We start from the raw sequence: 24,579 nt of genomic DNA, 5'->3' as shown, positions 1-24,579 counted from the left end.
AAATCTGCGAAAATCTGTGTTATCTGCGGGAAAAATTTGCCACCTATTTCAGTATTTTGAATCTTTTTAGGCTTGCAGACTAAAGATGATTTCCGCAAAAAAAGAATGGGGTTAACCTAACTGATCTGTTGCAACAACCTTCAAGCCATTACATCCAATTTTCATTCCCACTCTCCACCTGGTAAAGCCAATAGTTCACTAAAGTTTTGATCTCGCTGTAATTCCCATATTTGAAATGAATTTGTCCAGCTGCAGTATGTAGGCACAAATGTCCCACATCTACGCTTTTGTGCCATGGATATTGTGAAGCCGTAATTGCCTGGATTTTGTGTGGAACGATTACTTCATTTGAAATATCCCAAATTCCACTTTTCTTGATAATAAACTGCTGATTTACGGAGATCCGGTGCCTTCGGTAACTGATGTAAATCATCAGAATTCCGACAATGAAATAGGCTGCTGCGAAGCCCAGAAAGGGTTTCACTTCTGGAACATTAAAAGCAACAAGCATAAAGATCGTCACTGGTAAGATCAGTTTAAAGAAAATAGGCAAATTCAAAAAGCGCCAATCGGGAACGAAAGTTTTCCCTATAGTTGGAACCTGTCCAAGTATCATCTTCAATAGTTCATCCCTTTCAAAAGTATCACATCCCACAATTTCGAGCGTATTGCCCTGCATTTCTTTACCCTTTTTACTTTCGCCAAAATGCGCCTGTTTTAAACTGATGTTGAGGAGATTAAGTTTCTTTTGAAAGTAATTTTGGCTATGTTTCGTAATCTGAACTTTAGTAGGGTTAATTAAGGTATTTTTTTTCGCAATCAGGCCAGACGATAACAGCAGGGAATTTTTATGCTGACTCACCTCCAGTTGGAAATACCGATAAAAAGTTCTGATGAGGTTGATTGACAATAGCACAATCAAAAAAATAACCACAATTACTGCAACAGAAAATAAGGTGGCCAAACCTAAAACAGTGCTTTGCACAGCTCCTTTATCAAGCCCGAAAATGTCCATAATATGCCGTGCTTCCTGAACGGTATACATAAAGAAGACGAGGATTACAGTTAAACTTTGCCCATAATTGGAGGTTAGCCCAACCTTAAACAGTGTCCAGGTACTTACCCTCAAAAACGGAATCTCATCGATTATTGGTAGCTCATTTGTTAATATATTGGCGTGTTCGGTAGCTTCAGTTTTGCCTTTTAATAAATGCTCCTTTAAATTATAAGCAGAAACTTCGTCAATGGCTTTGATACTTACTTCTTCTCCACTTGCCCCGGCGGTATCTATTTTGAGGCCATAAACGCCAATCATTTTCTGCAAGATATTTTGGTTGATATTAACCTGCTGAATCTTGTCTAACTGAACAATTACCTGATCGCGATTTAAAATTCCCTTGTTAACTACGAATTCCTGCTTTTCCTTATCTAGAAAAAAAGTAAAGTTTAGATACCATAAATAAGAAAAGACTACACAAAGCAAAATAATTACACCAACACCAAGAAGTACATATGCGGTGTAGGCTGCACTCATTTTTACAAAGGCATAAATAACCAGGAAAAATGTTGCCTTACCAATTTTAAAAGCAGTATGGGCTGCCATTACGATTATTCCGAAAGCAGACTCTCGTTGGGGTTTACTGAAATCGCTATTCATTAACTTTCAGTTTAGTTTCAATTTCAGGTGTCTCAAGCAACTCGAGTTTATTCAATAGCAAATCTCTTATGCTCTTTGCTTCATCAATTGGTATGCCCGCAATGTGGAGGTGACCTGTTTGGCCGCTTGCAGTAAATATTTGCAGCGAACCCAAATTAAACATTCTTGAAAAAAAACCTTCATTCAGTTCGATATGCTGAATCCTGTCTAGCGGCACAATCGTAGTTGATTCGGCAATGATGCCACTCTTATAAATTACATCCTTGGTTCTGATGGCATATCCACGTTTCTTAAAACTAACATAGAAAAGCAAAACGGTAACAATGGTAACTACTACATAAATGCCAACAATGATTAAGGCATGTGGCTGTATTTTCTCATTAAAAAAAAATAGTAAAACAGCAGTAATGCCAATAACTAGAAAAGTGAGGATTAAATTAATGCAAATGATTTTCCAATAATTGGAGTGGGGTTTTTTCAGAGAAATTTCTTCGTATTTCGGTAACGAATTAATATCAATTGCTTCGTTTGTAAAAGTGTCAGTAGGCATTTTTAAAGATATAAAACTAATTAATCTGTTTTAAGACTAAAGCAGTAATCTTTTGTTACCTCGCTACGATAAACTTTTTTGCGGCATTGTACTGCCCTGAATCGGAAGTGAGTTTGAAAAAATAGATCCCCGGTACAAAAGTAGAGGTATTTATTTCCAGAGTATGCTTACCAGTATTAATATATTCATTCAAAACAGTTTTTACCAACCTGCCCATCATATCATAAACCTGTATGGTAAGTTTATCTGTTTCTGGCAAAACCACATCAAGGTAAGTTTGTGTTCCGGCTGGATTTGGATAGTTTTGTGAAACCACAAACATTAAAAACTTATCAAAAATCGCTTTGTTAATGGCATCGAAAATGACATAGCTGATTAATCTATAACCTCTGGCGTTTGGATGAAAAGCATCCTGATACAAGGTGAAATCTCTCCGCATCGCTGCATTTACATCTGCTAAATATATTTTATATTCAATGGCCAAACGCCTATAAACAACATTTAGAGCCCTGACGTTTACGTTTGCCTGAGCCAGCGGAGCGCTGTTTCTATCGTCTACATTTTGTAGTGTACAAAGAATTGGAACCAGGTTTTGCTTTAAACTGATGCTAATCAAAGAACGCATGTTGGCCTCCGTTTCGGCCACGCTTCCTTTACCGTTAACCATTGCCAACGCATCATTAATGCCCATCGAAATTACAATAAAACCTGTTCGGTCTTTTATCGCATTATCTATTCGTAACAAGCCTTGAAAAGTAGTCTGACCGCCGATACCGTGGTTGGTAATATCAACAACTTTGTTTTGATAGCAATTCAAAAAGTTATTTCTCAGCATAGTTTGAAAACCAGCTCCATTAACCCCTTCAACTGTACTTGCACCAAAAGTTACAATGTTAATACTGTCTCTAGCGTAAAACTGAGCTGCTTCAGGGCAACTTACCCGAGGTGGGCTTGTTGTTTGCGTAAAACCAGAAATGCTGATGGAAAATAGCAATACTAAAAAAGTACTGAACTTTATGCTAATTTTCATTGTGAAGAATCATTTCTTGGCTTTTTGGATAATTTTAAAAGTGCAATTTACGAAAAAATGGTTTAAAAAATATTTCGTAAAGTTGAATTTTATTTAAAAACAACAATTACTTAACAAACTAAGTGTCTTGTCAAATTTAAGTGATATCAACTAATTTCTTCCTCAAAAAACACACCTTCTAAAAGTAAAATACAAACGATAAATCAAGGGCTTTTATGGTAAAATCATATATTTGCTCAAATTCATTTTGTTATGCAAGAGATTAAAAATTACGTAGAAACGCACAAACAACGCTTTTTAGACGAGTTGTTCGAACTATTGCGTTTTCCATCAGTGAGTGCCGACCCAAAAAATAAAGCTGATGTTTTAAAAACAGCTGACTATGTGGCGCAAAAACTAAAAGATGCCGGTGCGGATCACGTTGAAATATGTCCAACCGCTGGTTATCCAATTGTTTACGGTGAGAAAATAATAGACAGTGCTTTACCAACCGTTTTAATTTATGGTCACTACGATGTGCAACCTGCAGATCCCCTGGAATTATGGCATACACCACCATTTGAGCCGACCGTACGCGATGGAAAAATCTACGCCCGTGGTGCCTGTGATGATAAGGGCCAGTTTTACATGCATGTGAAGGCGTTCGAATTGATGATGCAAACCAATACTTTGGCCTGTAACGTTAAGTTTATGATAGAAGGCGAGGAGGAAGTTGGTTCGGCAAATCTTGGTATTTTTGTTAAAGACAATGCAGAACGTTTAAAAGCCGATGTGGTTTTAATTTCTGATACTTCGATGATCAGCATGGAGCATCCTTCAATAGAAACGGGTTTACGTGGTTTAGCATATATGGAAGTGGAAGTTGTTGGTCCGAACCGCGATTTACATTCGGGTGTTTATGGCGGCGCAGTGGCTAACCCGGCTACAATATTGTGCAAAATGATTGCTTCGCTACACGATGAAAATAACCACATTACCATTCCTGCATTTTACGATAAAGTGGTAGAATTGAGTGATGAAGAGAAGAAAGCTTTAAATGCTGCTCCTTATGATGAAACTGAATATAAGGAAGATTTAGCTATTGATGAGGTTTGGGGTGAAAAAGGTTACTCTACTTTAGAGCGTACAGGAACCCGCCCGACTTTGGAGGTTAACGGAATTTGGAGTGGTTATATTGGTGAAGGCGCTAAAACCGTGTTGCCAAGCAAAGCGAATGCGAAAATTTCGATGCGTTTGGTGCCAAATCAAAGTTCTGAGGAAATCTCAGAAATTTTTACCAAACATTTTGAAAGCATTGCCCCTAAAAATGTAAAGGTAAAAGTAACGCCTCATCACGGTGGCGAACCGGTGGTTACCCCAACCGATAGTATTGCCTATCAGGCTGCAGAAAAAGCGATTGAAGATAGTTTCGGTAAAAAAGCCATTCCAACACGTGGAGGAGGAAGCATTCCAATCGTAGCCTTATTCGAAGATGTTTTGGGTATCAAATCTGTCCTTTTTGGCTTTGGATTAGATAGCGATGCCTTGCATTCACCAAACGAGAAATACGACATCTACAATTACTATAAAGGAATTGAAACTTTGCCTTTGTTCCATAAATATTTTGCAGAACTAAGTAAATAAGTCGAATCTCATTTTAAATTATCCCTGTTTGTTTATTCAGACAGGGATTTTTTTTGAAAATGAAAGGCAGATTTTCATTGGTACTGTAGTCCTACCATTGCTCATAGTCCTTATTTCGCTGCGCTGCATTTCGGGCTATTTAGCGCTGTCAGGTTTATGGTTAACGGTTGTAATTTGACAGCACCATACTGGCAGTTTAAACCCGATCAAAGTGTATGCTCCCGATTTAAGCATCTGCATTTATTTTTTTTTGCATGCTTGCTTGTTGCACAGGTTTCATCGGAGCAGAAACGGCGAGCGGGGCTGAAGAAACCGATGGTAACGAGATCTTTGCTTTTCCCAAAATCATATTCAATTTTATAATTCATATTTTTTCATAAATTGTGCACATGAAATACATATTCTCATCTCTTTTACTTTTAGCAGGACTTAGTTCTTTTGCTCAAAGTACTAAAACGATTAAGCAGTCAGGAAATCCCATATTTCAGGGTTGGTATGCAGATCCGGAAGCGGCGATTTTCAATAACAAATATTGGGTTTATCCCACCTACTCTGCAAGGTATAAAGAGCAGGTTTTTCTGGATGCTTTCTCTTCTGATGACTTGGTTACTTGGAAAAAACATCCCCGTGTTTTGGATACTGCTGCGGTGAAGTGGGCAAATAAAGCCATGTGGGCCCCGGCAATTGTTCAAAAAGATAAAAAGTATTACTTGTTCTTCGGAGCAAACGACATTCAAAGCGACAACGAAGTAGGTGGAATTGGAGTTGCCGTTGCTGATAAGCCTGAAGGACCATACAAAGATCATTTAGGGAAGCCTTTGGTTGATAAATTTCATAATGGTGCACAGCCCATTGATCAGTTCGTTTTTAAAGATAAGGATGGTCAGTATTATTTAATTTACGGAGGTTGGAAGCACTGTAACATTGCCAAGCTGAACAAGGATTTTACCGGTTTTGTGCCTTTCGAAGATGGAACTACTTTCAAAGAAATTACGCCGGAAAACTATGTTGAAGGTCCTTACATGTTTATTAAAGATGGGAAATATTACTTTATGTGGAGCGAAGGTGGCTGGACTGGTCCGGATTATTCTGTAGCCTATGCCATTGCAGATTCGCCGTTTGGTCCGTTTAAAAGGGTTGATAAAATTTTAAAGCAAGACCCGGAAGTGGCAAGAGGAGCGGGGCACCACTCTTTATTGATTAACGAGAAAAAAGGTACTTATCACATTGTTTATCACCGCAGGCCATTAAGTGAAACGGATGGTAATCATCGGGTTACCTGCATTGATGAAATGAAATTCGATGCCGATGGGAAGATACTCCCTGTAAAAATTACAAACGAAGGCGTAAAAGCACAAAAGGTGAAGTAGTTTATACAGATAACAAATGGCGATTTGATAGTCGACCTTTAACAAGGTATTAATTTGTATAAAAAAGTTCAAAGCGGAGCAAATTTAAAATCTGCTTTGAACTTTTTTTAGTTATGGGTTCTGTGTTACAGGTTATAAATTGGAAGTACAAGATGGTAGTGTGGTGCTGTTAAGTTTACTAGCCAATGCCGTTTCAGACAGGAAGATCGTGCTCAACTTGGAACTTGGACCACTGAACTTTCAACCTTGAACTTTGACTTTAAACTTTCAACCCTCAACTCCCAACTCCAAACTTTCAGTTTTCACCTTCCCAAGCCCGTTAAATCCCCATGCGCAGCACAATAACATACAGGCAAGGCCGAACCAAAGCCAATTATAGCCCAGGTTTTTAGCAATGAAAAAACCAGCCAACGGGCCGATTACCTGAGCGCAAGACCAGCTCAAGGTATAACCAGCAGCATATAGACCTCTATTATGCTCGTTACTCCTGCTAATAACGATTGTGTTGATAAAGGGCAGCGAGAACATTTCCCCGCCTGTAAATATTACGATTACCAAAACTGCACCAACCAAATGGAAGCCAATTGGTGCGCTCAACATCAGGTAAGAAAGTGCGAAGAAAATCGCCCCGATGATGATAAAGAACATGGGTGGTCGTTTAGCTTCGATTTTATTGATCATAATCATCTCAAACAAAGCGATTACTGCGCCATTGATTCCTATAATAATCCCGATGGCAAACTCATCAATGTGCCATTGTTCTTTAAAGAAAACAGGAACTACCCTAAACATCAGGAAAGCACAGGTAATAAATATGGTGGTTAATAAGATGAATTTCACATAAAATATATCTTTCCAGGGTTTCATAATTACCATATTCAAAGCATTTTCTTTAGCTTTTTTAATGAATCCTTTTACCTGTGGAAGAAAAGATAAAATGAGCAAACCTACGATGATACTTACGCCACCTTCAACAATAAAAAGTAGTTTATAATTGAATGAGGCAATAATTCCAGCTAGACTAATGCCAACCGACCAGCCAATATTTACTGCCAACCTGTTTAATGAGTAAGACCTTGTGATGGTTCCTGCGGTAGCATAGTGTGCAACCGCCGTAAAATTCGCCGGTCGAAAGGCCTCTGAAAAAAAGCTGATCACCACTGCCAGTATACACAAGCTAGTAAAATGTGTAATGGTGGAAAATAAAATGAATAAAATGCCACCGATAATAGACGAAAGGATTTGCACTGGTCGGAAACCAATCATATCTGTTAATTTTCCGCCCGTTGCCGAACCCAGGATGGAACCCACGCCGAACAACGTGATAATTAGGCCGGCATCCATTTCGGAGCGGTGCAAACTTTGCGTAACATATAAACCCATAAATGGAACGGCCATGCTTCCGCATCTGTTAAACATCATTACAATGCTTAGAAGCCAGGTTTCTCGGCTTAATCCACTGAAAGACGTTTTATAGGTGTTGAGTATGAGCTTGAACATGATTTATCTGGTGCGCAAAAGTAATGAACTTTTTATTTAACTATTGGATTTAATTCCAGTTCGACAAAGTCAACATCCTGTCGAAGTATGCAGCAAAACCTTTTTATTTGTTCTTCATTTTCCTCAACTTAGTACCCTCAAATAAACTATGCCCCCAGAGAAGAGAAAAACCGTTACGAGAAAACCTGTTACCAGAAAACCTGCGGTACGTAAAAAGAAATCTAAGCCTTTTCCTACGCAGTGGAAGGTGGTTATTGCTGGTTTATTGCTGATTCTATTTTCCCCATTTTATTACGGCTACATTCTGAATGGCTTTGTGGCCACCTGGCGATGGATAAAAGATTGGGGGCAAGACCCCAACTATCGCACTTATGAAAGTTTCAACATTAAAATCCCGAAAAAATATACCATCCATGGAATTGATGTTTCTTATTACCAGGGAAAAATAAACTGGCAAAAAGTGAAAGATATGGAGGATGATGGGGTGAAAGTGAAATTCGCATTTATTAAAGCGACGGAAGGCCTTTTACAAGTTGATCCTTATTTTCAAAGAAATTGGCGTGAAGCCCCGAAAGTGGGGATTATATGTGGTGCTTATCATTTCTTCAGACCAAAGCGAGATGGAAAAACCCAGGCGAAGTTTTTTCTACAGGTGGTGAATATTGAAAAGGGCGATTTGCCGCCAGTGGTCGATATTGAAAGTTTAGACGGTGTTTCTCCAGGCAAAATGAGAGCTGAGCTGGCCGATTTTCTAAACTATGTGGAAGTTAAAACCAAAGTAAGGCCTATTATTTATTCAGGCTTGAAGTTTTATGAGGATTATCTCGAAGAACATTTCGATGAATATCCCTTATGGATTGCGCATTACTATCAACCAAAATTAAGGATGGATAAAAGTCGTTGGAAATTTTGGCAGCATTCTGATAAAGCCAAAATTAATGGCATTGGTCACGTTGTGGATTTTAATGTGTTTAATGGCGATAGTTTGGCGTTAGATAGACTATTAGTTCACTAGTCATTGGATCACTGGTCATTATTTAATCAGGAGTAATGCCTAACCGTTTTCGTGATTGCGAGAAGGCTTTTTTCAGCCGACAAAGCAATCTGTTATTAGGTTCAATTGGTCGTTTATCAATAATGAATTGGTATTGATCATTGATTAATCTTAAAATTCGCTAACGAATAAATTAATTTCTAAAGGCGCAGGTAGGAAAACTAATGAACGAATGGACAGCTGAACTAAATTGTCCAGCTTTCACATTTCTCCAGGAAAAATTCATCAGCTTCTGCGCCTATTCCAACTTCTTCAGGAACATCAAGAAAATAACCATTATAGGTTAAACCCCCAACGCATGGATCGGCTAAATGACCTAACAACGCTGTATCTAAATCAAAAAAGTCGACATTAGGACTGGCCAGTGCAAAATGAAGGTTAGCAGTCAAGGCTATTCTGCTTTCCAGCATACTCCCTATCATACATTTTACCCCAGTTTGCAGCGCTTCTTCGTGAATTTTTTGCGCTTCTAAAATTCCACCTGATTTTGAAAATTTGATATTCAAATAGGTTGTCGATTGGCTGTTGATCAGTTTCCGGGCATCGTGATGGTTGTAGCAACTTTCATCAGCCATTAACTTAATCGGGGAATTGACATTTAACTCCGGCAATTTATCATCGTACCAGGTTCTCATAGGTTGTTCACAAAACTCAATGTTGTATTTCTCCAATGCACCAAGGGCAAATAAAGCATCGTCAAAGCTCCAGCCTTGATTCGCATCCAGACGTAAAGTAATACCGTTGCCAACAGCCTCCCGAATATGTTTTACCCTTTCAATATCATCGCTCACTTTTTTGCCCAGCTTGATTTTAATGATTCCACAACCCTTTTGTACATAGCCTAGCGCTGTGGCTGCCATTCCTTCGGCGGTGTCAATACCAACGGTCATATCTGTTTCGATGGTTCTTCTTGTCCCGCCTAAAAACTGGTAGAGTGGTAAGCCCGCATGTTTTGCTGCAATATCAAATAATGCCATGTCAAAAGCGCTCTTTATGGTATTGTTATGGTCTGCATAACCCAGCAATTCGTTCATCCGCTCAGGAATTTCCAGAGGATCTTTTCCTTTCAATATAGCAGCAAAGTCTTTCGCCATTGCTATACAAGTTTCCTGAGTTTCACCCACAATCATCGGAAACGCCGAGCATTCGCCTATTCCATGAATTCCGGCATCAGTGTAAATTCTGATCAGCACATTTTGTGCAAAATGCATGGTGCCCGTGGCAATTACAAATGGCTCCATCGGGATGCTGAAGCGGTAGATTTCGGTATGGGTGATTTTCATTTTATGATCAAGTAGATTTCCAACTAAAGTATAAAAACAAAAACTAAATCGAAACAGGCTTGTAGATAATTTATAGATTTACATTTTTTAAATTGATCCAAATCGCCATGTCAAATACACATTCTGAGCCCAATAGTTTAATTAATGCATCCTCACCATATCTGTTGCAACATGCTTACAATCCTGTTCATTGGTACGAATGGGGAACAGAGGCATTAGAGAAAGCAAAAGTTGAAAATAAACTCATTCTGGTAAGTATTGGTTATTCTGCCTGCCATTGGTGCCATGTGATGGAGCGGGAGAGTTTTGAAAATCATGAAGTTGCCGAGGTGATGAACCAGCATTTTGTTTGTATCAAAGTCGACCGGGAAGAGCGGCCGGATATTGATCAGATATATATGTATGCCATCCAACTGATGACCGGGAGCGGTGGCTGGCCATTAAACTGTATTTGTTTACCCGATCAACGCCCAATTTACGGGGGGACTTATTTCAGGAAAAATGACTGGATCAATATTCTGGAAAATGTTGCCGCATTGTGGACAAACGAACCTGATAAAGCCATTCAGTATGCTGATAGATTAACATCTGGCATCAAGGATAGCGAAAAAATCATCCCGTCCCCGAAGGAGGAGGAGTATACAGAGGCGCATTTAACGGAAATTATCGAACCCTGGAAAAGGCATTTTGATATCGGTTTCGGAGGATATAATCGTGCTCCTAAGTTTCCGCTTCCCAATAACTGGGCTTTTCTTTTACGCTACGGATTTTTAAAAGACGATGAATCAGTGTTTACGGCCGTTTGCCATACACTAGAAGAGATGAGCCGCGGAGGAATTTATGATCAGACTGGAGGTGGTTTTGCCCGTTATTCCGTTGATGATAAATGGCATGTTCCCCATTTTGAAAAAATGCTTTATGATAATGCCCAGCTGATCAGCTTATATATTGAGGCCTACCAATGCACTAAATTTGATTCATTTAAGCAAACGGCTGTCGAATCAATCGATTGGGTATTTAAAGAAATGACCTCGCCAGATGGTTTGTTTTATTCAGCTTTAGATGCGGATAGTGAAGGTGTTGAGGGGAAATTTTATGTGTGGGATAGACAAGAGTTTGATTCCATATTGGGTGATGACGCAAAGTTGTTGGCAGACTATTACAATGTTACAACAGACGGGAACTGGGAAGAGGAGCAGACCAATATTCTAAGAAAAACAATTGCTGATGATGATCTCATTGAAAAATATGGAATTAATGCTGCAACGCTGTATGATAAAGTTCAATCTGCAAAAGCAAAACTCATCGAAGTAAGAGATAAGCGAATAAGACCTGGTTTAGATGATAAATGCCTTACCGCTTGGAACGGGATGATGATTAAGGCATTAGCAGATGCAGCAACAGTGTTAAACCATGAATTGTACTATTCCAAAGCTGCGGCTGCGGCGAAATTCATTCTGACAAATGTAAAAACCAAAAACGGTGGATTGTACCGGAATTTTAAAAATGGCAAAGCATCCATCACTGGATTTCTGGATGATTATGCATTTTTAATTGAAGCGCTTATTGGTTTATATGAATACGATTTTGAGGAGTATTGGCTGACTGAAGCAAAGGCGCTAGCCGATTATGTGATTACAAACTTCAGTGATCCAGATTCGCCAATGTTTTTTTATACTTCGGCCGAAAGCGAGAGTCTGATTGCCCGGAAACATGAGATTATGGATAATGTGATTCCTGCATCAAATTCTACAATGGCTCAAAATTTAAAAAAACTCGGTTTACTTTTCGATGTAGAAGCATATATTAACCAGGCAGACGAAATGCTGGCCGCAATTTTTCCTAAGATAAAAACCTACGGATCGGCCTATTCCAACTGGGCCATTCAATTGCTCAATGAGATACAGGGAATAAATGAGATTGCTATTGTTGGTTTAGAAACCGATGCTATTAAATTGGAGTTAAGCAATCATTATATTCCAAATAAAATTACATTGGGTGGAACAAAAAGTAACTTGCCGCTGTTAAAAGGTAAGCAAAGCAATGAAACAAAAGTTTATATTTGCCGAAATAAAGTATGCCAGTTACCGGTTAAAACTGTTGAGGAAGCATTAGCGTATTTACATTAAAACAATTTAAATGAATATTTCACCGAACACAGTAGTCGCAGTAACTTACGATTTGCACACTACTAACGAAGAAGGACAACAAGTTTTTGTTGAAAAAGCTGATGAGCAAAATCCTTTAGTATTTTTATATGGCGTTGGCATGATGTTGCCTAAATTTGAAGAACATTTAGCAGGCTTAAAAACTGGCGATGAATATGGCTTCGAATTATCTGCTGCTGATGGTTATGGAGAAATTGATCCAGGTGCTTTTGCAGATTTGCCTAAAACGATGTTTACAGAAGCAGGTGGTGAAGTTCCGGCTGTGGGAGATGTGATTCCTTTACAGGATAACAACGGAAACCAGTTTAGAGCTGGTGTTACTGCCGTTCATGATGAAACTGTTGCAGTTGATTTAAACCACCCAATGGCTGGAAAAAATCTTTTATTTGCAGGAACAATTTTAAACGTTCGCGAAGCAACTCAAGATGAATTAGCACACGGTCATGCGCATGGAGCTGACGGTCATTCTGGTCACTAGTATCAGATGATTTATAAAGAAAAATCCCGATTTATGATCGGGATTTTTTGTTTAAAGCAATTTCGAAGTGGATAAAAGCACTGGTGGATTATCCATCGTATTGGCGTTACTCAATTTTAGCACCCCTTTAACAGTGATGGGTTGATAAGTAAATTTTATAGGTTCGGCCATTTCTACCAAAACCATAATCGGAATTCCATTTTTACCACAATAAAAACATTGGTTGATAGGAAGGGTAGAGAGCATAAACTTAGTTTGCTTCATCCCATCTTTTATCGGAACAATATAGCCTGAAAGCTCAAAAGGCTTATTTTCAAATTTTTTAATCTTCGCATTGTAAACAGCGTATTTCTCTGTCGGTTTAACGGTTTTGAAACTGATGCCTCCAATTACATCCCAGTTTGGAGAATCCATCTGATCGCTTGGGTCATGTTGTGCTTTCGCACTAAAACCAATAAAAAGTAAGAATATAAATCCCAGCTGTTTCAGCTTTGCGCTCCTCTTAATCATCTACAAATATAATAAAGATGTATAATGGCAATTGTAACTCGTTTATAACAATCGTTAAAAATCGATTTTCAACCTTAAACCACCGTTTGTAAGGTTAAGGTTGTCATTTGAAAAGGTTTTCATCGGAAGCCTTAAAAATGGTTCGATGGCGAAATCGGTTTTCTTCGAGATTTTTTGTTTGTAACCTAATGAAAAGTTATAAAAGCCAATATACTTATCAGTAACCTGCAACGATTGGGCTTGAGTTTCTGAAACACGTTCGGTAACGATGAGCATTTTCTGTTCTGCAATGCCGGCAGTATTAGCCACGGTAATATTTCTGCCAGTGCTTACCAAATAATTATTGTCTTGTTTGTTGTTTAAAATAGCCAAGGCCGAAACCCCAACACCAGTATAAAACTTCTTGCTAATATTATATTTCAATTCCAGTGGAATATTAATGCCCCTAACACTGGCATTAACGGATTCTAAACTTCTCGAATTGCTTGAATAAGAGTTTATTGGACTCGAATTCGGCACAGAACTCGCTACAGCATCACTTGCGGCTCCAATTTGGGTTGATGGATTGCTGGTTGAACTCAATGATGAATAGGCAATTCCCGAACTTATAGAAAGTTTATCGGCTACGTTATATGAAAGTGAAAAACCGTAATTCATGTTCACTTTGTTATCATTTCCCATTGCAGGTGCCACGTAAATTCCAGGTTCCCATTTAGAATTAATTGGGGCTTTTGTTGTGCCTTTTAACGCACTCACTTTACTATCTTGGGCCAACAAATCCTCAAAAGTTGGCTTTTTGAATGTTTTTTCTTGTTTGTTTTCTCCTTTAATTTCAAATTTTCGGTTGCTGGATGAGCTTAGCGTAATGGAAGATAATGAATTGGCTAGCGTATTGCGAATGCTTTTTATAATAGGAGTGGTATTAGCGGGAACAGCCTCCTCAATTGGATTCACCGTTAATCTGGTTACCTCTATTGCTCTGTTTTGAGTTTGTGTATTATTTGCTAAGGGTGTATTTAAATGGCTTTTAGGCGTAGTATTCGGTTCCTGGGTTTTAGGCACATGATTATCTTCAACTCTTTTCTGCTCAATTTTTTTTGGCTTGATAACCGCTAAATCGCCTTGGTGATTTTGATTATTAAATACCAGGAACGTACCTCCAACAAGCAATAGTAAAGCAGCAGCAACCCACATCGGCCACAAAACGAAACGGCTTCGTTTATCTTTCTTTTCAGAAAAACGCTCCCATGCACCTGGAACGTATTGTTCCTCGTGCTGTTGAAGTTGTTTGGCGATATGATCAATTAATTCTTTATCCATTTTTCTTGTATGATCCAACCATTGTATTTTGATAAAGTGTGCGAAGTTTATTTTTAGATCTCGTGAGATAAACCCGACTGGAACTTTCTGGGATGTTTAGCATTTTCGAAATTTCTTCATGTGCAAAGCCTTCAATCTCATATAGGTTAAAAACCAGCCTTTGTGTATCGGGTAAGTGATTAAGCAAATTTAAAATGTCATTTACATGCAGTTCTGATGCAATAGAAACCTGCGTTACAGGATGTTCGTCTTCACCCAAATCATCAACATAAAATTGCGCCTTTGTACTTCTGATTTTATCTATCGCTGTTCTTGATGCGATTTGTGCAATCCAACCTTTAAAGGAGCGTTGTAATTCTTCAGGATTTTTCGGGGATTTAAAATTAGCAACGTGTTTAAATATTTTAATAAAGCTGTCGTTCACAAGTTCCTCACTGTCCGAAACGTTCTTTGTGTATCTTAAAATAATACCCATTAGGTAGCCATAGAAAGATTTATACATCATTTCTTTACAGCTATTGTCGTTTTTTACGCAGCCTTTTAAAATTTCCTCAAAACTGAGTATCTTTTTTATCACTCCTAGGAAGGACTATTTTTACTTTGATTAGTATGCTTGTTTTTAACTTTTCCGGTTGCAAAATTAACGAAATAACACCATTCCAATTTAGAACGATGTTATTTCATTGGTAGTTTTACTTGTTAGTCATTACAGCCAAACCAAATTTAGTACTGTCGGTAGTGCTGCTAAGTCCTTTTGCCCAAATGGTATAAATTTTTCCTTTTTCGATTTTTACAGCTGGTAAGCTTGCTTTAACCGTTGCCGAACCGGCTTCTTTTACCTGGAAGGTGTAGCTATCTGAAGGATTAACGGAACTGAAAGTAGAATATTCTTTAAATGCTTTTGCTGTAAACAATGCAGTAGCATTACCTTCAACTGCTAAATCTAACTTACCAGAACCTGGACTTAAGTTAATAAAGCGCACTTTGGCTTTGTCAGTTTCAGGAGCTTTCAAATCATCTTCAACCAATAAAATTTTGGTCGATTTCAATGTATCGACTACAAAAGCCGAATAGAAAGATCCGCCCTTTAGAGTTGCTGTACCACTTGTCAAATATTTCAATGAGTCTTTCTTTGCTACACCGATAATCCTGGTGCCTGGGTAAGCTGCGTAGTAACCCCGATCATTAGTGTAAGTAAAATTGCCGATTTTAGAGTTGTCTAGAACAAAATCAAGCGATCCGGTGCCTGGCGATGCATGAACATATCCAATACCAGCGGCTTCAATTGGGGTATCATCCCAATCTTTTTTACAGGCAGAAAATATAGTGGTTATAACGAGAAGAGAGAGAGTAATTTTTGTAGTTAAGCTAAAGTTTTTCAAATGAGTTTTCATGTTTTAAATCAATTTCTAAATAAAATTGGTTAATGGCCATTAACACTTTTTATCATAAAACGATTAACGAGATGAAAACGCTACAGCTGTAAGTAGATATTTTTAATCGACTGTAATTTTGCTTTCATAAATAATTTTGCTGGCAACGCGTCTGCCATTTACTATTGCAGGTGAAAATTCAAAATCTTCCTCTCTAAGTCTATTTAGATTTATTGTATCTATTTTTTCGTTGCCCGCCGATACGATTCTAATTTCGTATTTTGTCAACCTGCCATTATCGTCCAAATGGAAAATATAAAATAATTCATGTACTCCACGAAAACTCCTAATATTTGAGGGTATCTTAAAAAAATCGAGAAGGTAGTACATAGCATACGTAAAGCCTCCAATTTTAGCTGGATATACTAGCTTGTCGCCTGTTTTCAGTGAATCAATTACACAGTTTAGGTTTTTAGTTGATGCATTAGATTCTACTTTTTTTGTTGTGTAGTTATAAATTTGTTCAAGGCTATCTTTGCGATCGAAAAACCTTCATCTGCCATAACGCTTGTCATCTTTATAGATGCCCGATGCGATAACTTTTCTGCCAGATTTTATTTCAGCTTCTCCATTTCTGATGTACTTTTCGGATTTTAGTTCTGTAGCGTGTTCAATCGTTCCCCGAATATTCTGTAATAAATTCTTGTAGAATCACTTTTTTGCGCAAAGGTTGCGAGGCTTGAGCTTATGATGAGGAGAGTAAAGAGCGTTTTCATAGAACTTGATTAGTCTATAAAGAAAAAGCGTTTTGAGTTAATATCAAAACGCTTTTCAAAATATATTTTAGCAGTAACTATTATGCGTACATTTCCTCACGCAGTTTTGCAACATCAGGGCTGTTAATATACTCATCGTAAGTCATCAACTTATCAATAGTACCCTTTGGCGTAATCTCAATAATTCTGTTTGCCACCGTTTCCGTTAACTGGTGATCTCGTGAAGTAAACAAAATGGTTCCTTTGAAATCTTTCATACCATTATTTAATGCTTCGATTGATTCTAGATCCAAGTGGTTAGTTGGCTCATCAAACATTAAAAGATTGGCTTGTTGCAACATCATTCTGGAGAACATACAACGCATTTTTTCTCCTCCTGAAAGTACTTTAACGTTTTTCAACACCTCCTCGCCAGAGAATAACATCCGGCCTAAAAAGCTGCGTACAAACTGCTCATCAGCATCTGTTCCGGAGTATTCACGTAACCAATCGACAAGGTTTTCATCTTTTCCATCAAAATATTCAGAGTTATCATTCGGAATATCTGCTGTGCTGATGGTGACACCCCATTTAAATTCGCCTTTATCTGCTGGTGTTCTACCTGTTAAAACATCGTAAAATGCTGCGGTAGCTAAACTGTTTTGCGATAACACGGCAATTTTATCGCCTTTATTTACCATGAATGTTACTTTATCGAATAACACACCGTCATTTCCAGATTTTCCTAAAGCATCAACCTGTAAAATCTGGTCACCCGCTTCACGGCCGGTATTGTTAAAAATAATAGCAGGATATTTACGGCTCGACGCCTTAATTTCAGTGATATCGATTTTATCTAAAGCTTTCTTACGCGAGGTAGCCTGCTTCGATTTTGATGCATTGGCACTAAACCTGCGGATAAATTCCTGCAGCTCCTTCACCTTATCCTCCATCTTCTTGTTCTGGTCGCTACGTTGTTTTAACGCCAACTGACTCGATTCGTACCAGAAAGTATAGTTACCCGTATAGATGCTCATCTTCGCGAAATCGATATCCACAATGTGCGTACAAACGGCATCTAAAAAGTGCCTGTCGTGACTTACCACTAACACAATATTCTGGTAATCTGCCAAGAAATTTTCCAACCAGGCAATCGTTTCGATGTCCAAATCGTTGGTAGGCTCATCTAGTAATAAAATATCTGGGTTACCGAACAATGCCTGAGCCAATAACACCCGGACTTTTTGCGTATTATCCAGCTCTTTCAGCAATTTATAGTGGTTGTCTTCCGTAATACCAAGGTTGCTTAACATGGTTGCTGCGTTGCTTTCCATGTTCCAACCATCCATTTCAGCAAAGATATTTTCCAACTCTCCGGCACGCTCGCCATCCTTTTCGGTAAAATCTTCTTTCATGTAAATGGCATCTTTTTCTTTCATGATGGCATACAGTTCTTTATGGCCGATCATCACCGTTTCCAAAACCGAAACCTCATCAAATTCGTAGTGATTTTGTTTTAAAACCGCCATTCTTTCGCCTGGAGTAAAGGCAACGCTACCCGAAGTCTGGTTTACTTCACCCGATAAAATTTTCAAGAAAGTAGATTTACCTGCGCCGTTAGCTCCAATTACACCGTAGCAGTTGCCCTGGGTAAACTTTAAGTTAACATCTTCAAATAGTGTGCGTTTGCCGTATCGTAATGATAAATTAGAAACTGAAATCATAATAAATAGAAATAAGCCGCAAAGATAGGGTTTATAGTCCGAAGAGAAAAGGCAATAGTGGGGTAGTGTTTGCTTTTATTTGAAAATCAGTGTTCCGTATTTCATCGCAATTGCAGTCCCGCTTTCCCTCCAATCTTTTTGTTTCTGTGTGGGAAAAACATGTTAAAAATCTATAACAAAAAGTATTTCCGCTCAATCTGGTTTATTAAACAAAATTCGGTGCTTCGAATGGAGAAATGGCCCAAATCCTCAGATTCAATTTTTTACCAATTGGGAAATTAGAAATCGTCTTCTTGAACTTTTTTCGGCAGTCAGTTAATGATTCAATAACTTAACCCTAGTTAAAAGATTTCTCCGTTTCGATAGAAAGGGCGATAAGTGCAACGCAAATCGCTAATAATTAACCACCCCCCGAACCCCTCCTTGAAAATAAGGAGGGGAGCTGGAAATTACTCATTTTAATTTTTAGGGGTATATTGAAGTAGGTGGGTTTACAGTACCAAACCAGAATTTGCGTAAATACATCACCTTACTGCTAGCAATTCCCCTCCCAAGTTAGGAGGAATTAGGGGTGGTAAATGTGTTCATCTATCCTGCTAAAATACAAGGGTTCAGAAGGTGGTTTTGTTGAATTGGACTCTTCAAGGTAGTAAAAATAAGGAGGGGAGCTGGAAACCACTCATTTTAACGTTATGGGTATATTGAAGTAGGTGGGTTTACAGTACCAAACCCAAATTTGCGTAAATACATAACCTTACTACTAGCAATTCACCTCCTAAGTTAGGAGGGGTTAGGGGTGGTAAATGTGTTAATCTATCCTGCTAAAATACAAGGCTTGAGATGGGGTTTTTGTTAAATTGGACGCTACAGGTAGTTTGTCTGAGCGAAGTATTCATCAACCTTCCTCCGCTTATAGGTAAATGATTCAGGATCATAATATTTAGTATAATTCATCAATTTGTTTCTTTGAAACCATAAGCGGTGATGTGCATTTTTCTTGTTCATTGCCTTCGGCTTCAGCCGACGGAACTGAAAAAAATACCTAATTTTATGGTGCGATGCAAAATTTATTAGCTGTCATAAGCCGTCCTGTTGGGAAAGTTGAAGTTGAGGCGTTGGCCGCCATGGAAATTTTTTCTTCTAAAGATCTAATCGATTTAAGTTTTCATCATCATGAACAAATCTCTTTTAGGGCGGCTTGGATTTTAGAGCGTGTTTACTCCAATCATCAGGAACGCTTTTTGCCCTTCGCATATTATTTTCTCGAAAAACTCCCTTCACAACAAAATTTATCTTCACTTCGGCATTATGTCAAAATTTTGGCTTTTATGACGCATAAGAAAGCCACCACGGAAGTGCAAGAATTAGTAATGAACTATAATACTGATTGCATTGTTGAAGTGGTTTTTGCCTGGCTCATTGACGAAAAGATACCTGTTGCGGTAAAATCGCACTGCTTGAATATTCTGGCCAATTTAATTCCAAAACATCCATGGGTTAGAAACGAATTAATTGAAACAATGGAATTTTTAGTGGATCAGGAGAGTATCGCATTCTTTGCTAAAGTAAAGCAGATCAGGAAACAACTAAAAAAGTAGAAAGTGAAAAGTAGAAAGTTGAGAGTGGAAAGTGAAAAGTGAAAAGTGAAATTTTCGAGACAGTGGAAAGTAAAAAGTTTTAGGTTTTAACACATTTGATATATGCTTTAAGCTGTAATCTTTTTGCTTTTAACTATTTTTACCAAATGACCAATTACGAAATTGTATCTCAAATTATAAAAGAACGTCGCAGTATTTTTCCAGCGAGTTATATTAAAAAAGAAATCTCGGTTGAGGTGATCAATCAGATTTTAGAAAGTGCCAATTATGCGCCCACACATAAATTAACCCAACCCTGGCGCTTTACAGTAATTAGAAAAGCAGGTCTAAAAAAATTAGGGGAGGAGCTTGGAAGACTTTATCAGTCGCACGTTTCTCCGCAACAATTTCTTCAAAAAAAATATGATAGTTTTGCCGAAAAAACCGGTCAGGCAGATTGTATCATTGCAATTCAACTGGCAGTAAGCGGTAAAATACCCGAATGGGAAGAGTTAGCTGCGGTTTCTTGCGCTGTTCAAAATATGGCCCTAACTGCCGAAAGTTTAAAAGTTGGTGCTTATTGGAGTTCGCCACCATTAATCGATCATCTAGGAGGATTTTTAAGTTTAGACGAAAATGAAAAATGTATCGGGCTTTTCTATATGGGGTATCATAACGAAAAACCATGGATGCCAAACCGCAGTTCAATGGAAGAAAAAGTAAAGTGGATTGAATAATAAGTCTGGAGTTATTAGGCGTAAGTCGCAAGTCTCTTTGCTAGTTTCCATCATTTATTTTTCAATATTCATTTAATATTTTTCCCTAAAATATGTCAACATTAAAATCTCAACTTTATCAGTTGTGCTTAACTTTTATTCAAAATAGAATAGAAAATATTGAGTATTCCATGCTGCAAGCCAGGCAGGCATCAAACGACGATACGAAAAGTAGTGCTGGCGATAAATACGAAACTACGCGTGAAATGATGCAGCAGGAAATGGATAGAAACAGCAAATTGCTTTATGAGGCGGGTCAGCAAAAAATCGCTTTACAGCAAATTGAAAATGTTGATACAGCCAAGGAAGTAAAAAATGGTAGTTTGGTTTTAACTTCTGAGGGCAATTTTTACATCGGCATTAGTGCTGGCGAATTAAACCTTGAAAACCAAAAATTTATCGCTGTTTCTCAAGCGGCACCCATCGGAAGAGCGTTTATTGGGCGTAAAGTAGGCGACGAAATCAGCTTTAATGGAAATAAGTACTTGATCAAAGAAATTCTTTAGGTTTTCTTCGGTGGAGATTTTAGAAATTCGTTATTGGTTTGTGGATTTTTAAATCCACAATTCTAGTGTCTGGATTGCAAATCCAGACCAGCGAGCCATCAAAACTTTATCAGCATCATTAACTTATTCCGAGTCTTTTTGCGAAATCAGGTCTTAAATAGGTTTTTAACTCGCTAAAAGGAATAAATACAACAATCTGGCCTTGAGCGTAACTGGCAACCTCGTAAGGGTTATACATAAACGCCAGCCCATTTTTATTGAAGTAAAAGTTATTGTTCGGTTTTAAGAAATTATCGAACAAAACCGTACTGATTTGATCTTGAGGCTTAATATTGTATTGCTTGCGAAGGTTTTTTTCCAGCAAATCCTGCAGTGAGTTGGAATCAATCTTAACAATATCACTTAATGCCATCTGTTTTTTATTCACTACATCAAGGCAAAACATCGTGCTGCCGTAGTTACCATGCGCACCGCCTGTGTATGCATCCGTTAAGAAATCGATAACCACAAAACCATTTTGATTATAGGAGATAGATTGCTGACTGTTGCTCGAGTAGTTCATCCATAGCTCATATCCACGATCGGGACCAGATTTTTTTTCCGCTCCAATTTCTTTTTTGTAATCTTCCAGGTAGGTATTTGCAATTTTTTTGAAACCTGTTGCTCTATCAGCAGTTCCTTTGTCGATTCCCGAAATTAGCTTAAGTTGATCATCTAGCCATTTTCCAGCATCATCATTATTAACTGCCTTTAAATATTCGAAGCCGATAGTGGCATGGGGCGACTTGTCATTGCCTGCAAAAGCTTTAACAGAATCGGCATATGATCCGGTTGTAAACCGATAACTTCCCTCTGGGTACTTTTCTGCAAGTAAAACCGGGAAAGTTTTACTTCCGCTACCATCAGACCAAGTGCCTTTGAAGCCATTACCAGTCCATTTTAATCCTAAATGGTTTTGTTTTGCATCTTTATCAAAATAATAATCGTAAAAGCTATTCTCAAAAAGTACTACACTATCTTTACCTATCAGGGTATCGATAGACAGGTTTAACCAAGAGCCCTCGTAAAAATAGTTGCCTTCAATCTCGCCATTTAATCTTTGCAAGTTCATCACAACAGGCTTTCCTTCAATTGTTCCTTCAAGCCTTTTGTAAAAATTTTCTTTAAGTTCAGTTTTTACAGTAGACTCTTTGCCAGAATCATCTGTAGCAGCTTTATCGTTTTTGGAACTGTTGCAAGCAAATAAGAGCGCAACGCTTAGGAGCAACAAAAGGAAATTATTTTTCATCTGTATCAATAAATTTTTTTGAGGGATAAAAAGGTTTTATCTAAATCTACATCAGTTACAGATAGAACTAGCTTTTTGTTTTATTAAAGCTTTTATTAATGCTATAATACAGGTTTTTAGCTGAATACCTCCCCGGATCTATGATGCGGCGGATGGTGTAAAGTGGATAATTCTCATCCCTTGCTGTAGATAAAATAAAGGCCGCTTTAAATCCATGCTCTTTCAGTTTATGCAAATTTGCCGCTTTGAAAACGCCATAAGGATAGGCGAAATATTCGACCTTTTTCCCGATTATCTCCTCAAGTTTTTTTGTGGGTTCGTCTATCTGGGTTTCCCAATCCTCTTCGGAAAACTGTGCAAAGTTTTTATGATCGTAGGTATGACTGGCAATGGTATTTCCCTCGTCAGCCAATTGCTTAATGTTTTCTTTGGTCATATAACTGATGCGGCCTTTTCTTCCGATAGAAACCGTCATGATGAAATAAACCCCTTTAAAACCATATTTTTTAAGGGTAGAATTCCCAACTGTAAACTGATCCATGTCCGTATCATCAAAAGTGATCATGATTGGCTTTTCAGGCAGTTTAGTTCCATAAACCAAATAATTGTAAAGTTGAGCGGGAAGCACTGTGTGGTACCCGCTATCGGCCAGCATTTTGATGTGTTGCTTAAATTTATCAGGAGAAATGATATCATCACCAGCTCGTTTGCTATCGCTGGCTAAAGCATTTCTAATCTGGTGATAACATAATACCGGCACTTCCCTCCGGGCCAGGATTGTTTTCGCATCAGCGGGTTTTACTTCGGCTTTTGTGGTGTCGGGTATAGCTGTAACTGCATTATTTTTTTGTTCAGATTTTTTTTCAGCGCTATTGCTGTTGCACGAAGCTAATGTTAATCCAATCGATGTGATCAGCAGAAGGCGTTGAGCATTTTGTTTGAGATTCGAGATCAATTTTTGATGTATTTTACTGATCAAAGATACTGCGTTTTCAGATAAAATAAATTCTTTTTCAAAGGCATCCCATTCTTTATTACTAATGCCAGATTTTAAACCACGGACCTTTAAATCAAATTCAATTGAACTTCGTTTATAAAACAAAACCCCGACTTTCGACGAGGTTTATGATCATTAAAAACTATTTTTAATGCTGTTGCTTAATGTTTTAGGACTCCAATAGCCGCTTGCAATAATTCTACGGATGGTAAATAATGGATCCTTTTCATCGCGTTTGGTAGATAGTTGGTAAGCCATTCTAAAACCACGTTTTTTTAATTCAGGAATCCCTTCGGCATTCCACAATCCAAACGGATAAGCAAACTCCGTCATTTTTTTACCCGTAATTTCTTCTAAACGTTTTGTTGGTTTATCTAACTGCTCCTCCCAATCTTTACCTGCGTATTTTTTAAAGTTTTTATGGTCATAGGTATGAGAACCAATCACGTTTCCTTCATCAGAAAGTTGCTTAATCTGGTCGCTGCTCATGTAATCAACAAATTTTCCTTTTTTGCCAATGGAAACAGTCATGATGAAATAGACAGCTTTATAGCCCAGTTTCTTTAAAGTTGGGTTTACGATGGTAAACTGATCTAAATCCGTATCATCAAAAGTTAACATGATAGGCTTGCTCGGTAGGGCTGCACCCGTATTTAAGTAAGCATAAAGCTGATCGGGCAAAATGGTGTGGTAGCCACTGTCGGCTAACATTTTCATTTGGTCTTTGAAGTTTTGAATCTCTACAATATAATCTTTACCTACCTTGCCATCAGTTGGTTTCCAGTTTCTTACCTGGTGATAACACAAAATAGGAACTTGTTTTCTGGCTAGAATTGTTTTTGCATCTGCTACTTTTATCTTCGATACATCAACAGCAGTTTCCGTATTTTCTACTGATGTAGATGCTTGCGCTGTAGAATCCTTGCCATCAGCATCGCTGGTTTGAGATTTAGATTGACAGCTTGTAAATAATATTATTCCAGCTGATATAATCGTTAATAATTTGTATTTCATATTTATGTATATGATTACAAAACTAT

At 38.0% G+C, this 24,579-nt stretch carries 21 protein-coding genes; 8 read left to right on the top strand and 13 right to left on the bottom strand.

Features of this window, described 5'->3' with window-relative positions; translation table 11 throughout:
- Nucleotides 1–148 precede the first annotated feature (148 nt).
- Genes AC3ITD_RS11385 through AC3ITD_RS11375 form a run of 3 tightly spaced genes read right to left on the bottom strand, consistent with a single transcriptional unit; the run spans nucleotide 149 to nucleotide 3,237 of the window.
- Nucleotides 149–1,657, bottom strand: a complete 1,509-nt coding sequence (locus AC3ITD_RS11385) for a PH domain-containing protein (RefSeq protein WP_489366516.1) — start codon at nucleotides 1,655–1,657, stop codon at nucleotides 149–151.
- Entirely contained in the window at nucleotides 1,650–2,207 is a 558-nt protein-coding gene (locus AC3ITD_RS11380; protein WP_265801193.1) for a PH domain-containing protein, read from the bottom strand. Before AC3ITD_RS11380 ends, AC3ITD_RS11385 begins: the two co-directional genes overlap by 8 nt.
- Nucleotides 2,208–2,262: 55 nt before the next feature.
- Complete coding sequence (locus AC3ITD_RS11375) at nucleotides 2,263–3,237, bottom strand: SGNH/GDSL hydrolase family protein (protein ID WP_265801195.1); 975 nt, start codon at nucleotides 3,235–3,237, stop codon at nucleotides 2,263–2,265.
- A gap of 252 nt (nucleotides 3,238–3,489) precedes the next feature.
- On the opposite strand from AC3ITD_RS11375, the gene AC3ITD_RS11370 reads away from it, so the two are divergent.
- Nucleotides 3,490–4,860 carry a dipeptidase gene (locus tag AC3ITD_RS11370; RefSeq protein ID WP_265801196.1) on the top strand — a complete coding sequence of 457 codons (1,371 nt, stop codon included), beginning with the start codon at nucleotides 3,490–3,492 and terminating at the stop codon, nucleotides 4,858–4,860.
- Between the two features lie 389 nt (nucleotides 4,861–5,249).
- Nucleotides 5,250–6,230: a glycoside hydrolase family 43 protein gene (locus AC3ITD_RS11365; RefSeq protein ID WP_265801199.1), complete on the top strand. Its 981-nt coding sequence runs from the start codon at nucleotides 5,250–5,252 to the stop codon at nucleotides 6,228–6,230.
- Nucleotides 6,231–6,497: 267 nt separating this feature from the next.
- Here the strand turns inward: AC3ITD_RS11365 and AC3ITD_RS11360 are convergent, their stop codons facing one another.
- The gene (locus tag AC3ITD_RS11360; protein WP_489366512.1) at nucleotides 6,498–7,730 is read right to left on the bottom strand and encodes an MFS transporter; all 1,233 of its coding nucleotides are present in this window, start codon (nucleotides 7,728–7,730) and stop codon (nucleotides 6,498–6,500) included.
- Nucleotides 7,731–7,878: 148 nt separating this feature from the next.
- On the opposite strand from AC3ITD_RS11360, the gene AC3ITD_RS11355 reads away from it, so the two are divergent.
- Entirely contained in the window at nucleotides 7,879–8,745 is an 867-nt protein-coding gene (locus AC3ITD_RS11355) for a glycoside hydrolase family 25 protein (RefSeq protein ID WP_489366510.1), read from the top strand.
- Nucleotides 8,746–8,969: 224 nt separating this feature from the next.
- Here AC3ITD_RS11355 and AC3ITD_RS11350 read toward each other — a convergent pair whose 3' ends face one another.
- Nucleotides 8,970–10,067 carry a mandelate racemase/muconate lactonizing enzyme family protein gene (locus AC3ITD_RS11350; protein ID WP_489366507.1) on the bottom strand — a complete coding sequence of 366 codons (1,098 nt, stop codon included), beginning with the start codon at nucleotides 10,065–10,067 and terminating at the stop codon, nucleotides 8,970–8,972.
- 107 nt (nucleotides 10,068–10,174) lie between these two features.
- On the opposite strand from AC3ITD_RS11350, the gene AC3ITD_RS11345 reads away from it, so the two are divergent.
- Both AC3ITD_RS11345 and AC3ITD_RS11340 read left to right on the top strand, forming a co-directional pair.
- Entirely contained in the window at nucleotides 10,175–12,196 is a 2,022-nt protein-coding gene (locus AC3ITD_RS11345; protein WP_265801205.1) for a thioredoxin domain-containing protein, read from the top strand.
- A 10-nt stretch (nucleotides 12,197–12,206) separates the two neighbouring features.
- Nucleotides 12,207–12,713 carry an FKBP-type peptidyl-prolyl cis-trans isomerase gene (locus AC3ITD_RS11340; RefSeq protein WP_265801206.1) on the top strand — a complete coding sequence of 169 codons (507 nt, stop codon included), beginning with the start codon at nucleotides 12,207–12,209 and terminating at the stop codon, nucleotides 12,711–12,713.
- 51 nt (nucleotides 12,714–12,764) lie between these two features.
- On the opposite strand, the gene AC3ITD_RS11335 is transcribed toward AC3ITD_RS11340, so the two are convergent.
- The 5 genes from AC3ITD_RS11335 to AC3ITD_RS11315 form a co-directional block, all read right to left on the bottom strand.
- Nucleotides 12,765–13,223, bottom strand: a complete 459-nt coding sequence (locus tag AC3ITD_RS11335; RefSeq protein ID WP_489366504.1) for a hypothetical protein — start codon at nucleotides 13,221–13,223, stop codon at nucleotides 12,765–12,767.
- A gap of 54 nt (nucleotides 13,224–13,277) precedes the next feature.
- Complete coding sequence (locus AC3ITD_RS11330; RefSeq protein WP_265801208.1) at nucleotides 13,278–14,543, bottom strand: hypothetical protein; 1,266 nt, start codon at nucleotides 14,541–14,543, stop codon at nucleotides 13,278–13,280.
- A complete protein-coding gene (locus tag AC3ITD_RS11325; protein WP_082455101.1) occupies nucleotides 14,536–15,120 on the bottom strand; it encodes an RNA polymerase sigma factor in 585 nt (194 codons plus the stop codon). The genes AC3ITD_RS11330 and AC3ITD_RS11325 overlap by 8 nt, the downstream gene beginning before the upstream one ends.
- A gap of 115 nt (nucleotides 15,121–15,235) precedes the next feature.
- Nucleotides 15,236–15,937, bottom strand: coding sequence for a DUF4397 domain-containing protein (locus AC3ITD_RS11320; RefSeq protein ID WP_265801210.1), 702 nt, complete (start codon nucleotides 15,935–15,937; stop codon nucleotides 15,236–15,238).
- 835 nt (nucleotides 15,938–16,772) lie between these two features.
- Nucleotides 16,773–18,395, bottom strand: coding sequence for an ABC-F family ATP-binding cassette domain-containing protein (locus AC3ITD_RS11315; RefSeq protein ID WP_265801213.1), 1,623 nt, complete (start codon nucleotides 18,393–18,395; stop codon nucleotides 16,773–16,775).
- Between the two features lie 1,058 nt (nucleotides 18,396–19,453).
- Between AC3ITD_RS11315 and AC3ITD_RS11310 the strand changes: the two genes are divergently transcribed.
- From AC3ITD_RS11310 to AC3ITD_RS11300, 3 genes are all read left to right on the top strand, one after another.
- A complete protein-coding gene (locus AC3ITD_RS11310) occupies nucleotides 19,454–19,993 on the top strand; it encodes a hypothetical protein (protein ID WP_489366500.1) in 540 nt (179 codons plus the stop codon).
- A gap of 146 nt (nucleotides 19,994–20,139) precedes the next feature.
- On the top strand, nucleotides 20,140–20,709 hold the full coding sequence (locus tag AC3ITD_RS11305; protein WP_489366498.1) for a nitroreductase family protein: 570 nt from the start codon (nucleotides 20,140–20,142) through the stop codon (nucleotides 20,707–20,709).
- Nucleotides 20,710–20,801: 92 nt separating this feature from the next.
- Entirely contained in the window at nucleotides 20,802–21,254 is a 453-nt protein-coding gene (locus tag AC3ITD_RS11300) for a 3-oxoacyl-ACP synthase (protein ID WP_265801219.1), read from the top strand.
- A 118-nt stretch (nucleotides 21,255–21,372) separates the two neighbouring features.
- Here AC3ITD_RS11300 and AC3ITD_RS11295 read toward each other — a convergent pair whose 3' ends face one another.
- The 3 genes from AC3ITD_RS11295 to AC3ITD_RS11285 all read right to left on the bottom strand — a co-directional run bounded on the left by AC3ITD_RS11295 (nucleotide 21,373) and on the right by AC3ITD_RS11285 (nucleotide 24,553).
- Nucleotides 21,373–22,542, bottom strand: coding sequence for a DUF3298 and DUF4163 domain-containing protein (locus tag AC3ITD_RS11295; protein ID WP_489366495.1), 1,170 nt, complete (start codon nucleotides 22,540–22,542; stop codon nucleotides 21,373–21,375).
- A 67-nt stretch (nucleotides 22,543–22,609) separates the two neighbouring features.
- On the bottom strand, nucleotides 22,610–23,644 hold the full coding sequence (locus AC3ITD_RS11290) for a polysaccharide deacetylase family protein (protein ID WP_489366493.1): 1,035 nt from the start codon (nucleotides 23,642–23,644) through the stop codon (nucleotides 22,610–22,612).
- A 30-nt stretch (nucleotides 23,645–23,674) separates the two neighbouring features.
- Nucleotides 23,675–24,553, bottom strand: coding sequence for a polysaccharide deacetylase family protein (locus tag AC3ITD_RS11285; RefSeq protein WP_463485726.1), 879 nt, complete (start codon nucleotides 24,551–24,553; stop codon nucleotides 23,675–23,677).
- Nucleotides 24,554–24,579 lie beyond the last annotated feature (26 nt).

Source organism: Pedobacter sp. KH_004 (genome assembly GCF_057840755.1).
The sequence above is the reverse complement of the archived record's forward strand: the minus strand, read 5'-3'. Positions and strand labels throughout refer to the sequence as shown.

Bases quoted from the DNA above. Each gene is read 5' to 3' on its own strand.
- AC3ITD_RS11385 (WP_489366516.1), bottom strand. From the start codon at position 1,657: ATGAATAGCGATTTCAGTAAACCCCAACGAGAGTCTGCTTTCGGAATA.
- AC3ITD_RS11380 (WP_265801193.1), bottom strand. From the start codon at position 2,207: ATGCCTACTGACACTTTTACAAACGAAGCAATTGATATTAATTCGTTA.
- AC3ITD_RS11375 (WP_265801195.1), bottom strand. From the start codon at position 3,237: ATGAAAATTAGCATAAAGTTCAGTACTTTTTTAGTATTGCTATTTTCC.
- AC3ITD_RS11370 (WP_265801196.1), top strand. From the start codon at position 3,490: ATGCAAGAGATTAAAAATTACGTAGAAACGCACAAACAACGCTTTTTA.
- AC3ITD_RS11365 (WP_265801199.1), top strand. From the start codon at position 5,250: ATGAAATACATATTCTCATCTCTTTTACTTTTAGCAGGACTTAGTTCT.
- AC3ITD_RS11360 (WP_489366512.1), bottom strand. From the start codon at position 7,730: ATGTTCAAGCTCATACTCAACACCTATAAAACGTCTTTCAGTGGATTA.
- AC3ITD_RS11355 (WP_489366510.1), top strand. From the start codon at position 7,879: ATGCCCCCAGAGAAGAGAAAAACCGTTACGAGAAAACCTGTTACCAGA.
- AC3ITD_RS11350 (WP_489366507.1), bottom strand. From the start codon at position 10,067: ATGAAAATCACCCATACCGAAATCTACCGCTTCAGCATCCCGATGGAG.
- AC3ITD_RS11345 (WP_265801205.1), top strand. From the start codon at position 10,175: ATGTCAAATACACATTCTGAGCCCAATAGTTTAATTAATGCATCCTCA.
- AC3ITD_RS11340 (WP_265801206.1), top strand. From the start codon at position 12,207: ATGAATATTTCACCGAACACAGTAGTCGCAGTAACTTACGATTTGCAC.
- AC3ITD_RS11335 (WP_489366504.1), bottom strand. From the start codon at position 13,223: ATGATTAAGAGGAGCGCAAAGCTGAAACAGCTGGGATTTATATTCTTA.
- AC3ITD_RS11330 (WP_265801208.1), bottom strand. From the start codon at position 14,543: ATGGATAAAGAATTAATTGATCATATCGCCAAACAACTTCAACAGCAC.
- AC3ITD_RS11320 (WP_265801210.1), bottom strand. From the start codon at position 15,937: ATGAAAACTCATTTGAAAAACTTTAGCTTAACTACAAAAATTACTCTC.
- AC3ITD_RS11315 (WP_265801213.1), bottom strand. From the start codon at position 18,395: ATGATTTCAGTTTCTAATTTATCATTACGATACGGCAAACGCACACTA.
- AC3ITD_RS11310 (WP_489366500.1), top strand. From the start codon at position 19,454: ATGCAAAATTTATTAGCTGTCATAAGCCGTCCTGTTGGGAAAGTTGAA.
- AC3ITD_RS11305 (WP_489366498.1), top strand. From the start codon at position 20,140: ATGACCAATTACGAAATTGTATCTCAAATTATAAAAGAACGTCGCAGT.
- AC3ITD_RS11300 (WP_265801219.1), top strand. From the start codon at position 20,802: ATGTCAACATTAAAATCTCAACTTTATCAGTTGTGCTTAACTTTTATT.
- AC3ITD_RS11295 (WP_489366495.1), bottom strand. From the start codon at position 22,542: ATGAAAAATAATTTCCTTTTGTTGCTCCTAAGCGTTGCGCTCTTATTT.
- AC3ITD_RS11285 (WP_463485726.1), bottom strand. From the start codon at position 24,553: ATGAAATACAAATTATTAACGATTATATCAGCTGGAATAATATTATTT.